Origin of the sequence: Akkermansia muciniphila (assembly GCF_018709685.1) — a bacterium.
Lineage (GTDB): Bacteria > Verrucomicrobiota > Verrucomicrobiia > Verrucomicrobiales > Akkermansiaceae > Akkermansia > Akkermansia muciniphila_E.
The window spans coordinates 26,179-38,809 of sequence record NZ_JABDHQ010000004.1; the positions used below are offsets into that span (position 1 = coordinate 26,179).

General features: G+C 60.8%; 8 protein-coding genes. 3 read left to right on the forward strand and 5 right to left on the reverse strand.

The window, feature by feature from the left end; genetic code table 11:
• Window positions 1-197: 197 nt before the first annotated feature.
• The 3 genes from HHJ06_RS03795 to HHJ06_RS03805 form a co-directional block, all read right to left on the reverse strand.
• Window positions 198-1,736 (reverse strand): glucose-6-phosphate isomerase, encoded by a 1,539-nt coding sequence (locus HHJ06_RS03795; RefSeq protein WP_251841404.1) that lies wholly within the window; start codon window positions 1,734-1,736, stop codon window positions 198-200.
• 24 nt (window positions 1,737-1,760) lie between these two features.
• Window positions 1,761-2,849 carry a tetratricopeptide repeat protein gene (locus tag HHJ06_RS11835; RefSeq protein WP_215427731.1) on the reverse strand — a complete coding sequence of 363 codons (1,089 nt, stop codon included), beginning with the start codon at window positions 2,847-2,849 and terminating at the stop codon, window positions 1,761-1,763.
• A gap of 95 nt (window positions 2,850-2,944) precedes the next feature.
• Window positions 2,945-3,838, reverse strand: coding sequence for a class I SAM-dependent rRNA methyltransferase (locus HHJ06_RS03805; protein WP_215427733.1), 894 nt, complete (start codon window positions 3,836-3,838; stop codon window positions 2,945-2,947).
• 318 nt (window positions 3,839-4,156) lie between these two features.
• On the opposite strand from HHJ06_RS03805, the gene HHJ06_RS03810 reads away from it, so the two are divergent.
• Complete coding sequence (locus HHJ06_RS03810) at window positions 4,157-4,612, forward strand: hypothetical protein (RefSeq protein ID WP_215427734.1); 456 nt, start codon at window positions 4,157-4,159, stop codon at window positions 4,610-4,612.
• Window positions 4,613-4,881: 269 nt separating this feature from the next.
• Here HHJ06_RS03810 and scpA read toward each other — a convergent pair whose 3' ends face one another.
• Together scpA and HHJ06_RS03820 are read right to left on the reverse strand one after the other, a co-directional pair.
• Entirely contained in the window at window positions 4,882-7,026 is a 2,145-nt protein-coding gene (scpA, locus tag HHJ06_RS03815; protein WP_215427736.1) for a methylmalonyl-CoA mutase, read from the reverse strand.
• A gap of 23 nt (window positions 7,027-7,049) precedes the next feature.
• The gene (locus HHJ06_RS03820; protein ID WP_215427739.1) at window positions 7,050-9,104 is read right to left on the reverse strand and encodes a methylmalonyl-CoA mutase family protein; all 2,055 of its coding nucleotides are present in this window, start codon (window positions 9,102-9,104) and stop codon (window positions 7,050-7,052) included.
• A 204-nt stretch (window positions 9,105-9,308) separates the two neighbouring features.
• Here HHJ06_RS03820 and HHJ06_RS03825 point away from each other — a divergent pair, with 204 nt between their 5' ends.
• The gene (locus HHJ06_RS03825) at window positions 9,309-11,930 is read left to right on the forward strand and encodes a hypothetical protein (protein ID WP_215427740.1); all 2,622 of its coding nucleotides are present in this window, start codon (window positions 9,309-9,311) and stop codon (window positions 11,928-11,930) included.
• Complete coding sequence (locus HHJ06_RS03830) at window positions 11,927-12,589, forward strand: hypothetical protein (RefSeq protein WP_215427742.1); 663 nt, start codon at window positions 11,927-11,929, stop codon at window positions 12,587-12,589. The genes HHJ06_RS03825 and HHJ06_RS03830 overlap by 4 nt, the downstream gene beginning before the upstream one ends.
• The last annotated feature ends 42 nt before the right edge of the window (window positions 12,590-12,631 follow it).

Here is a 12,631-nt window from a genome sequence, read left to right on the forward strand (position 1 = left end):
GAGAGAATATTGAATTAACCCGGAGTTTCCGGAACGGATAAGCCGTCCGCCTGAAGACGGGGTTCTCCAGGATAGCTTCAAGATTCACGAAGACGTCGGCAACGGAGGCAGGTTTCACAGGGGCGTTTCCTTGTAAAGGAAAAGCGGACGCTTATCAACCAGATAAGCGTCCGCCGGAAGGAATATGTTTTTTATTTTTACGCCTTGCAGAAGGTGTCTTCATCCGCGCAGGCGGCCTGGACCCACTTGACGGAGGAGTCACTGGAGGCGATGTGCACCAGGCAGTGGTACACGGCTTCCTGGTCCGCATCCAGCCGGGCCGCCAACTGGGCGGCGGTTTCCGGGGTGGAGCCAAGGGCCGCCCTCACCTTGCCCAGCAGAGCCAGGAAGGTGCCCGCGGCCTTCTTGCCTGCTTCCACGCCGGGCTGGTGGTAGGCGTTGATGTTCACCAGGGAGGCATAGAAGGAGACGGCACGCTCAAACAGGGCGACCAGCATGCCGAGCGTTCTGGCGTTCACTTCCGGGATGGAGATGGTGATGGAGGAACGGCCGGATTCCGCCAGAGCCTGGCGGGTGCCGCGCAGGAAGCCCTGGAGGAAGTCTCCGCAGGTGGCGCCCGCTTCCACTTCCACCGCATCCGCGGAACATTCCCGCACTTCAATGAAGGTAGCGAAGAAGTTGTTCACGCCGTCGCGGAGCTGCTGCACATAGGCGTGCTGGTCCGTGGAGCCCTTGTTGCCGTATACGGAGATTCCCTGGCAGACTTCATTGCCGTCCAGGTCCAGCCTTTTGCCGAGGGATTCCATAATGAGCTGCTGAAGGTATTTGGAGAAGAGCACCAGGGCGTCCTTGTAGGGAAGAACCACCATGTCCTTTTCCCCCTTGCCGTTGGTGGCCTTGTACCAGGCCAGCGCCAGCTTCATGGCGGCGTTGCACTTCACGCAGTCCCGGCGGGTCTTTTCATCCATCAGGCGCGCTCCTTCCAGCAGTTCATCCACGTCCACGCCCTGAAGCACGGCGGGAACCAGGCCCACCACGGACATGACGGAGGTGCGGCCGCCCACCCAGTCTTCCATCGGGAAGCGCTTGAGCCAGCCTTCCGCTTCAGCCGTCTTGTCCAGTTTGGAGCCCACGCCCGTGACGGCAACCGCCTGGGGCGCGAATTCCACGCCGTTCTTTTTGAAGAAGTCCTGGGCCACCAGCATGCCGTTGCGGGTTTCCGGCGTGCCGCCGGACTTGGAGATGACCACGACGAGCGTTTCTTCCAGCGGCAGGGTTTCCAGCACCTTGTACATGCCGTCCGGGTCCGTGTTGTCCAGGAAGAACATGTCCAGCCCCGCGGCAGGGATGGCGTCCGCCACCAGTTCCGGACCAAGGGCGGAACCGCCGATGCCGATGACGAGGGCGGCGGAGTACTGTTCCGCGCGGGGCGGCGTGATTTTGCCTTCCAGAATGTCCTGGCCGAAGGCCTTGACGTCCGCCAGGGGAGCGTCAATGGCGGCTTTCAGTTCCGGCGTGGGAGCCAGTGCGGAGTTGCGCAGCCAGTAGTGGCCCACCATGCGGCCTTCATCCGGATTGGCGATGGCGCCGGATTCCAGCGCCTTCATATCGGCGAACGCCCTGTCTATGCGCCCCTGCATGGAGGACAGGAAGGCGTCGTCCAGCGGGAGTTTGGAGAAGTCAAGGGAGATGCCCAGTTCAGGGTAGCGAACGAGTTGTTGTGCGTATAAGCTCATGATAGTAATGGATTGGGAAAAGAGTTACTGGAGTTTTTTCAGGATGCTTTTGGCCTGCACGTCATCCTGGTCCGCCGCCTTCTGGAACCATTCACGGGCCTTGGCAGGGTCCTTGGGCACGCCAAACCCGGTGTGGTACATGATGCCCATGTTGTATTGTTCCGAGGCATAGCCTTCCGCGGCCGCCCGCTGGCGCATACGGAGCTGTTCCCTGGCCGCGGCGGCGGAGAGGCCCAGGGCCCGCGCGGCATCCGGCCATGTGGCGCCGAATTTGGAGGCGGAGGCTGCATAGCCCGCGGCGGCGGCCTTGCGGTTCATTTCATCCGCCTTTTTCTTGTCCCGCTTCACGCCGTATTTGCCCAGCTCAGACAGGAACGCCATGCCCCAGTAGCCGCGGGGGCTTCCCAGTTCCGCCGCCTGCTGGAAGCATTCAAAGGCGTCTTCATATTTTTTGGTGCCCATGGCGCGCACGGCATCGGAGATGTGGAGCTCCGCCTCTTTCAATCCGGGGAATTCCGGGATGGCGGCCCATTCCCTTTTCAGTTCCTCCCGGTCCCTTTTGGAGGCGGGAGGCATGCCGGACGGTCCGGAAAAGCGGAAAAGGGGGAAGTACCCTTCCATGGCTCCCATGTTGCCCAGGCCGGACATCAGGAAGACGCCGGGAGATACCCTCCACATGTGCATGTACTGGATGCGGCCTTCCTGAAGGGATTCCTTGGCCACCCATTCCGGCATGTTGGCGGGCTCTCCGAATTTTTCCGTCAGGCCCACCAGAAGCGCCTTGTAGGCGGATTTCAATTTGGTTTCATACTCGGAACCGCGGCATTTGCTGCGGGAATAGAAGACAACGGCCCTCAAGCCGCCGGAGGGGTCATAGTCAAAGTTCAGGGAAAAGGTCTGACCGCCTATGGACTGTTTGGTTTTAAACACGCCGTTAAGGCCGGTACGTGAGAGAAGAGCATCCGTGGGCGGCCCTTCAAGCTGCTTGCTCTGCCTCAGGGCTTTCAGCACCTGGTCCTTGTCCATTCCCACTTCCAGGTTTTCATAGAGGGCGGCAAGCAGAGGAACGCACGTAAGCGCGAAGAGGCCCGCAACATAGGCTAGTTTTTTCATAGAAAAAGTAATTGGGCGGTTTCCTACCAGACCGGGACGGTTTTCAAAAGGATAAAATGCGTCAGCGGAAGTGAGGAAAATTTTTCATAAAATATTTATTTCCAATCTATCCACAATCTTTTCAGATAATCCTCCCCGGTGAAGTCAGGGGGCATGGAATCATGGGTCAGCCGGAAGCCCGGAACGGCCTCCGCCACCATTCTGCGGAAGTCCGCGTGGCTCAGCTTGCGGCAGTTGCTGGTGCACAGCATCCAGCCGCCGGGTTCCAAGCATTCGCGCGCCTGGGCCACCAGTTCCCCGTAGTGGGATTCCACCCGGAATACCTTTCCCCGGTCGTCACGGGAAAACGTGGGCGGGTCCAGAATAATGCCGTGGAAAGTACGGCCCTGCCGGGCAAACCGTTCCAGCCAGCGGCGCACGTCCCCCTTGCAGAAGTACTGGGCGGCGGGGTCAATGCCGTTCAGGCTGAAGTTTTCCCTGGCCCAGTCCAGGCACGGCTGCGCCAGGTCCAGCGTGGTCGTCTGCGCCCCTCCCAAAGCGGCATATATGGAAAAGGCCCCGGTATAGGCAAAGGTGTTCAGCACCCTCATGCCGGGTCTGCTCCGCTCCCTGACCTGGCGGCGGTGGTCGCGCTGGTCCAGAAAGATGCCCTGGGAATAACCGGTGGACATGTCTATCTTGAAACGCACGCCCTGCTCCGTCACCGTGAATTGCAGGGGGAGTTCCGGCCCGTCAATCTGCACGGGAGCCTCCTTCTGATTCTGTTCCAGCCTTTTGTGGAACACGGGAATATTCAGTTCCCGGAGTTCGCGTTCCAAATCCGCAGGGATGGGGCAGTCCCGCGTGGAGACCAGAACGCGGTCTCCCATCTGGTCGGCAAATACGTCCGGGCGCCCGTCCCCCACCCCGTCAATCACGCGAAAAATATCGGTATCGGCAGGAATCAATCCCTTTTTATAATCCAGGCAATGACGGTAGGAGCGGCTCACGGCTGGACGAGACTACGGAATTTGACCGCAAGGGGCAATGCAAAAGCAATAAAAGGAGAGCATCCTTCCGGGACGCAGGGGCACTCCCTTACCGCAGGAACGGAATTCATGGACAGGATGGACAAAGTAAAAATCCGAGTTCACTCCGGCCGCCAGCCCCAGCCCATTGCCATTCCGGAAAAAGCTCCTGGGAAAAGACGTTTTCCCTTGCAACGTAAATGGTTTCATGAGATGCAGAGAGTCAACCCATCCTATCCTGATATGAAAACATTATTATTTGCAGCAGTATTACTGGCGCCCTTCCCTTTCCATCCTTCCATGGCCGCAGAGGGGGATTTTACCGAACAGGGCTTGACCGTTTCAAAGAACAAGGACACAGCAGCATGGAGCGTGTCAGACGGCACCCATTCATTTGAATTCCAGTCCCCGGTCAAGGGAACGGTCTGCACGGCGGTGGATGTTCCGGAATGGAACACCATCTTCATTGGCGTGCAGACAAGCCCTTCCCGCTTTGATATTCTGGCCGTTTCCAAAAAGAACGGAAAAGTTTCCCTGGTAGAATTGGACCGCCATTATTATTCGGACGGCCACGCTTTCCCGCTTGCCCCGGGAGATACCATTACCCTGAAGTCCCTGAAGATGAAAACGACGCCCAACGGCAGGTCCCTTTTTGCCTACCCGGTCATCAGGTATGAAGGGAAGCATGATTCTCAAACCGGACTGAGCATTCATCCGCTGGAAGACGGAACCTTCGAGGGCTGGGTCAACCGGTAAGATGCCATGGCTTCCGGGATGATCCGTCCGGAGCGCCGCAAGTCCCTGCGGCAGCCAGGGACAACGTGAGAGCGGCGGCAAACACGCTTAACATTTAAAAGGATGCCCTGGGACATCTCAGGATTCAACTGCCGCAGATGTCCGGCGCTCCCGGATGAATACGGGAGCCGAGCCGGGATTCCAGACTGAAGCGAAACTTATCAAAAGGGAGCCGGATCCCATGATCCGGCTCCCTCTGTGGATTGAGGCTGTTTTCCGGACAGCGGGCCTTAGTCGGCGTACTGTTCGTTGAGGGCCTCCATGATTTCCTTGGAGGCTTCCGGGATGTTGGTGCCGGGGCCGAAGATGGCCACCGCGCCGTGTTCCCTCAGGAAGTCATAGTCCTGGGCGGGAATAACGCCGCCGCAGAAGACCAGGATGTCCGGGCGCCCCTGCTTGGCAAGTTCTTCCACCAGGGCCGGGAGCAGCACCTTGTGGCCGGCGGCCAGGGAGCTCATGCCAATCATGTGCACGTCGTTTTCAATCGCCATCTTGGCGGTTTCCTCCGGCGTCTGGAAGAGCGGGCCCACGTCCACGTCAAAGCCGAGGTCGGCATAGGCGGAGGAGACCACCTTGGCGCCGCGGTCGTGGCCGTCCTGGCCCATCTTGGCGACGAGGATGCGGGGACGGCGCCCCGTGCGTTCGGCGAAGTCGTCCGTCATTTTGCGGACTTCCTCCACCAGCGGATCTTGACCATAGGTTTGAGCGTACACGCCGGTAATGAGTTTGATTGGTGCTTTGTGGCGCCCGAAGTGTTTTTCCAGGGCGGAGGAGATTTCACCCAGGGAGGCGCGGGCCTTGGCCGCCTTGATGGCAAGGTCAAGGAGGTTGCCTTCACCCGTGCGGGCGCATTCGGACAGGGCTTCCAGCGCGGCTTCGCACGCGGCGGAGTCACGTTCCGCGCGCAGCTTCTGCAGGCGGGCGATCTGGGCGTCCCGGACGGTGGTGTTGTCCACTTCCAGAATGTCCATCTTGGCTTCCTGTTCCAGACGGTATTTGTTGACGCCGATGATGGGCTCCTTGCCGGAGTCAATGGCGGCCTGGCGGCGCGCCGCGGCTTCTTCAATGCGCATCTTGGGCAGCCCGGTTTCAATGGCCTTGGCCATGCCGCCGAGTTTTTCCACTTCCTGAAGGTGGGCCCAGCCCTTGCGGATGAGCTCATTGGTCAGGTATTCCACATAGTAGGAGCCGCCCCAGGGGTCGATGACCTTGCAGATGGTGGTTTCATCCTGAAGATGGAGCTGGGTGTTGCGGGCGATGCGGGCGGAGAAGTCCGTCGGCAGGGCGATCGCTTCGTCCAGGGAGTTCGTGTGCAGGGATTGCGTGTGGCCGCAGGCCGCGGCCAGGGCTTCAATGCAGGTGCGGGTCACGTTGTTGAACGGGTCCTGCTCCGTGAGGGACCAGCCGGAAGTCTGGGAGTGCGTGCGCAGGGCCAGGGACTTCGGGTTTTTGGGGTTGAACTGCTTGATAAGCTTGGCCCACAGCACGCGCGCGGCGCGCATTTTGGCCACTTCCATGAAGTAGTTCTTGCCCTGGGCCCAGAAGAAGGAGAGGCGCGGGGCAAAGGCGTCAATGTCAATGCCGGCCTTGATCCCGGTGCGCACGTATTCCAGGCCGTCCGCAAGCGTGTAGGCCATTTCCAGGTCCGCCGTGGCGCCGGCTTCCTGCATGTGGTAGCCGGAGATGGAAATGGAGTTGAACTTAGGCATGTACTTGGAGGTGAACTCAAAGATGTCCGCAATGATCTTCATGGAGGGATCAGGCGGATAGATGTAGGTGTTGCGCACCATGTATTCCTTGAGAATGTCGTTCTGGATCGTGCCGGAGAGCTGGTCCAGCGTGCAGCCCTGTTCCTGGGCGGCCACGATGTAGAAGGCCAGCACGGGCAGCACGGCACCGTTCATGGTCATGGAGACGGACATCTTGTCCAGCGGAATGCCCTTGAAGAGGATTTCCATGTCCAGGATGGAGTCCACGGCCACGCCGGCCTTGCCCACGTCACCCACCACGCGGGGGTGGTCGGAGTCATAGCCGCGGTGCGTCGCCAGGTCAAAGGCGATGGAGAGGCCCTTCTGCCCGGCCGCCAGGTTGCGGCGGTAGAAGGCGTTGGATTCCTCCGCCGTGGAGAAGCCGGCGTACTGGCGCACGGTCCAGGGACGGGCCACGTACATGGTTGCGTACGGTCCGCGGAGGTTGGGGGCCACACCGGCCGTGAAGTCCAGGTGCAGGCAGTCGTCATACACGCTCTCCGAGTAGGTGGGCGGCACGGGAATCTGTTCATTGGTCATCCACGTTTCCGTTTCGGAAGCCGTGGCCGGGGCACCAGCCTTGATTTCAGGATAGGAGGCGGATGCAAAATCAGGAATATTGCTCATTGAATGAAATAGGTTGGTGGTTTTTAGAGGCCGATCTTGTTCTGGATGGCTTCAACGGTGTCGTAGCAGTTGGCCTTGACATGGATGAAGATATCCACGCCGGCTTCCTTGAACGCTTCCACATGGTCCGCCGGGTACCCGGCGAGGGCCACCATCATGTCCGGCTTGATTTCCTTGAGCGCCTTGCAGAAGGCGGGAACGATTTCCGGATAGGTGTCGTCCGTGGAGCAGATCACGCACACGGCGCAGCCGCTTTCCGCAGCCGCCCTGGCCGCGTCTTCCGGGGTCTGGAAACCGGACGGGTAAACCACGTCCAGGCCGCCGGCCCGCAGGAAGTCGCGGGAGAAGTCCGCACGGGCCTTGTGCTGGCGCAGCGGCCCCATGTTGGCGAAGAACACCATCGGGCGGGAGCCCTTTTCCTCCACCCAGGCGTCAGCCTTGGCAAGCAGGGATTCAAAGCGTTCCGCCAGGCGGCGCTTCGGCAGGGCTTCCATTTCCAGCGGTTCGCCGCACTTGCAGTCCGCGCCGGCCGCCAGGGCCTTGTTGATGAGGCAGGTGGAGAAGCCTTCGCTGGCTGCCTTGCAGGCGGAGTCCACGCTCATTTCCACGTCCGGAAGCTGCACGTCCGCATTCTTGCAGCAGCCGTGGCCCTTGGGGGCGGAACAACCGGAGCCTTCCGGCGTTTCCAGCTTCTTCTCAGCCAGGTTGACGTACTGGTTGACGCCCACGATGGACTGGCGGCGCTGGTCGGCCAGCTGGTAGCGCTTGGCGGCGGTGGCGTTCACGCTCTTCTGGATGGAACCGGCCTTGAGGGCCTTGATGATGCCGCCTTCCTTTTCAATTCCCTGGAAGACGTCCCAGATTTTCCGGGAGACTTCGTCCGTCAGGTTTTCCAGGTACCAGGAACCGCCGGCGGGGTCCACCACCTTGTCCAGATTGCATTCGCCCAGCAGGATCAGCGGGCAGTTGCGGGCAATGCGGCGGGAGAATTCGTCCGGCATGCGCACGGCGGCGTCAAAGGGGAGCACGTCAATGCTGTCCACGCCGCCCATGATGGCGGAGAAGGCCTGCGCGGAGCCGCGCAGCAGGTTGACCCAGGGGTCCACCTTGGAGAGGGTCCAGAAGGAGGTGCGGGCATGAAGCCTGATCTTGGCGGCTTCTTCACTGCCGCCGCATTCCTTCACGATGATGGCCCAGAGTTCGCGCAGGGCGCGGATCTTGGCGATTTCCAGGAACAGGTTGGCGCCGATGGAAACCGTAAAGCGCATGTGCGCGGCGGCTTCATCCACGGAAATGCCGCGTTCCTCCATGGCGCGCAGGTAGGCCACGGCGGTCGCCAGCATGGCGCCCACTTCTTCAAAGGCGGAAGCGCCGGAGTCAGCATAAGGCAGTCCGCTGACGCCGATGGTCTGGAAGGCGGGAGCGTTGGCAACGGCCCATTTGGTCATTACGGCCATCTGGTCATAGTAGGCGCAGATGCCCTTCCCCCCGCAGAGGGAGCCCTTCATCACGGCCTTGCCCACCGGATCGTACAGAACGCCGCCCTTCAGGTCCGCCGTATTGAAGCCGGCGGCCTTGTACGTGTTCAGGAACATGGAGAGCGTGCCCAGGCCGCAGGAGCCGGGGGTGATGTAGACGGGCTGCTTGTCAAGCCGGACGCCCTTGAGGGCGGTATCCCAGTCGGCCTGCTTGCGCAGCTTCAGGCCGCACTTGCAGTTAAGCTGGACGTTCACGGCAGTCAGGCCGCGGGCCAGGTCATGGAGCAGCTTGCTGTTGAAATCTTCCGGGGTGGAGGCGGGAATGCTCTGGGCAATCTCGCAGGGCTTTTCCATGTAGCCCAGCGCACGCGTGCCGCGGCGGTACGGGAACTGCCCGGCAGGCATCACCGGAGCGTGTTCATCCCACTTGTTATAGATGGGGTGCAGGGTAATTCCCTCCACAAGCTTGGTGAAAAGCTTTTTATCAAAGTCAGCCCCTTTCAAGGCAGCGACGGCTGCCTCACGCCATTCGGCGTATGTGGCTGGTGCGAATTCTCCGAAGTCAACCTCCGGAGCCGTTGTTTCGTTTCCCTGTTGCATGGCGAAGTCAATGGGTAAGGCCTAATATGTTGGTTTTTAGTCATGCGCAAACCAGGCCAGATTTAAAGCGCAGCGTTATTTTAGGAAATCAAACTATAAAGTCCAGCGAGAAAAACACTTCAAGCCCCATGAATGCGAATTTGCTCCATCACGCGCGGCGAGCTTGCAAAAACGATGTAATTAGCGTAAATACCGGGATTAAGCATGCCCTCCTCAACTACCGTCAAACTCCCTGACCAGCTGGTCAGGCAGCTTCACTCCTTCCGGCGCCGCCTCAGAACGGTTAAGATGCTGGAAGCCGTATGCCTTGCAGGCATTGCCGTGATTCTCTCCTATATTTTCCTGTACCTCTCCGACAGGTTGTGGGAAACGCCCTCCGCCGTGGGCTGGATTCTTTTTTTCACCGCCGTGGCCGGCCTGGCGGTTTTCATCCCGCTGTGGAGTTTCCGGTGGGTGTGGCAGCGACGCAAGGAGGCCCAGCTGGCGCGCCTGATTTCCCGGACGGATCCGGCCCTTGGGGACCGGCTCCTGGGAGTCATTGAACTGGATTCCGAAAAGTACGGCCGCCAGTACAGTTCTGAAAAGCTGAAGGCGGCCGCCATGGAACAGGTGGCCCGTGAAGTTTCTGCGCGGGACCTGACGGTGAACATCCCCAGGCCCAGCCATAAAAAGCTGTTTATCCTGCTGGCCGTTCTGGCTTTATGCACGGCAGGCGTATGCCTGGTTACTCCGGAAGCGGCGGGAAACGCCCTGGAACGCTGGCTGCGCCCGTTCAATCCTCCGGAGCGCTACACGTTCACCCAGCTGGACCCCACGCCGGATTCCCTGGTCATCCCCCTGGGGGAGAGCAGCCTGTATGAACTCCGGCTGGCGGAAACCACCAAATCCCGCCCGCAGACGGGAGAATATTTCTTCCATAACAGGGTGCGCCAGCAGGCCCCCCTGGCGGATGGCGCTTATAAAATCCATATTCCGCCCATGCAGCAGCCGGACAGGCTGGAGTTTTTCGCGGGGGACATCGCCCGCCGCCTGAAAATCATCCCGAAGGCGCGCCCCTCCCTGCTGGGCGCCACGGCCACGGTGGCCTACCCCGCCTATATGGCGCGCCCCGACGGGCACGAGGCCATGCGCGCCGGGGTCATTTCCGCCCCGGCAGGCTCCACGCTGACGCTGGAGGTAACCGCCTCCCAGGACCTGCTGTCCGCGGCCACCGCGCAGGGAAAACCGCTCCGCGTGAAGGGGAGCAGCGTCATCATCCCGGATATCCGCCTGGAGAAGGATCCGCAGGAAATAGAGCTGACCTGGACGGACCGCGACGGCCTGGCGGCGTCACAGCCCGTCCGGATACGCCTGGAACCCATTGAGGACAAGCAGCCGTCCATTTACCTGAGGGGCGGTGAGAACGACCGTTATGTGCTGGAAGACACCAGCATTGAACTGGAAGTGGAAGCGGCGGACGACTTCGGCCTCCGGGAAATGGGTGTGGAATGGCAGGGGGAGAAGTCCTTTTACGATGACGAGGAGGAAAACGGTTCCGCAGCTCCGGACCCGGCGAAGGCGGGCAAGCCCGTCCCCGGCCTGCGCGGGGAAAAGGTGCTGGCGGACGGCCATCCCACACAGACCAGCCTGAAAGGCACGTACCTGTTCCAGGCCCGGGCGCTGAAACTGTCCCCCCAGCGCGTCGTCGTGCGCGGCTTTACGCAGGACTACAAGCCGGGAGGCAACCGCGTTTATTCGGAGCCCATGATCATCTTCGTCCTTTCCAAGTCGGAGCACGCCCAGATGATCCGCAATGAACTGGAGCGCATCACCAGCGAGCTTGAAGGCATGATCCGGCGCATGGACGCCATGACGGACGAGGCCAGGCGCATGAAGGGAATGGAGGGCAGTGAATTGAAGAATTCGGAGACCCAGGAGCGCCTGCACGCCCTGGCTGACGAGGAACAGGCCAACAGGCGCGAATTGGGCGACCTGCTCAACCGCTCGGAAGACCTGTTCAAGGAGGCCTCCCGCAATTCCCAGATAGACCCCTCCGGCATGAAGGAGTTCATGAAGGGCATCTCCATGCTGAAACCCATCCCCAACGGCCCCATGAAGAAGGCCCAGAACCAGTTCCGGTCCTCCGCGTCCGAGAACCGCTCCGCGCAGGACAGCCGGAAGGACCTGGACGACGGGGAGAGCTCCCATTCCGACGCTACCCAGGCCCTGAAAGACGCCATGAACCAGCTTTCCAAGTCCGCGCAGGACATGGAGGCCAGCACCTTTGTGGCGCGGCTCAAGCAGGCCGCGGCCAAGGAGGATTCCATCGCGAACGCCCTGGTTGGCCAGATCAACATCATTGTGGGCATGACCATGGATGAGCTGGACCCCTCCACCAAGCGGGAGATGGAAACCATCGCCACCCTTCAAAACGCCTCCACCCAGGACATAAGCTGGATTCTGGAAGACCTCAGTTATTATAAGTCCCGCACGGAGGAACGCATTTACAGTGACCTGTACAACCAGATGAACGCCTTCTCCCTCCGGGAAAAGCTGGACCTGGTGCACAGCAACATCCTGAACGCGATCACGGCGCGCTCCATTGACGAGTCCCGCCTGTACGCCTCCACCCTGCGCCACTGGGCCAAGCTGATAGACGACTATAAGAAGAACCGCGGCGGCGGTGGCGGCGGTGGCGGAGGAGGAGACCAGAATTCCATTTCCGACGCCGAGTTTGAGTTCATGCTGAAGGTCATCCGCATGATTCAGCAGGAACAGGACATCCGCATGCGCACCCGCGCCGCCGAACAGGAACACCGCAAAGCCTCCACCCCTCCCACCGCATGAATACCGTCAACCTTCCAGCCATGATTCTGGCGCTTTCCCTGCCCTGCGCCGCCGCGGATTCCACTCCGGAATATTCCGCCAAGCACAAGGAAACGGCCTCCAAGCTGGCCGGACAACAGGATGAGCTCCAGGCGGACACGTCCGACCTTATCATGGGAGAAACCAACGAGGAAGTGGTGGAGCTGCTGAAAAAGTGCCGCCACGCCATGAATGACGCCGTGGACCTGCTGGAGGTTTACCATACCGGGGGCCAGACGCTGGCTGCCCAGTCGGAAGTGATTGAGCTGATTTACCAGGCCGCCAAGGCCAAGATGACCAACGCCGGGGGCGAACCCAAGCCGGGCGGCGAGGCGCTGATGGACATGCTGCGCCAGCTTCTGGGCATGGACAGCGATTCCCAGTCCATGGCACAGCAGGAGGGCGAGGGGGAAGGACAGGGTGAAGGAGAGGGCGGCTCCCAGAAGGGCAAGGGAACCACCCCCGGACATGGCGCGGACGGGAAATCCAACATGCCCTCCGCCCAGGAAAAAGGCGTCTCCAACCCGGACATGGCTGCGGAATCGCGCTCCGTCCCCAAATCCACCGGCATGTCCGCAGAGGATATGCCCGCCGAATTCCGCAAGGCGCTGGACGCCTACAACAAGACCCTTCAGAAATAGCCGCCGTGAACATGGCGCGCCCCTGCCGGGCGCTCCGCCCAT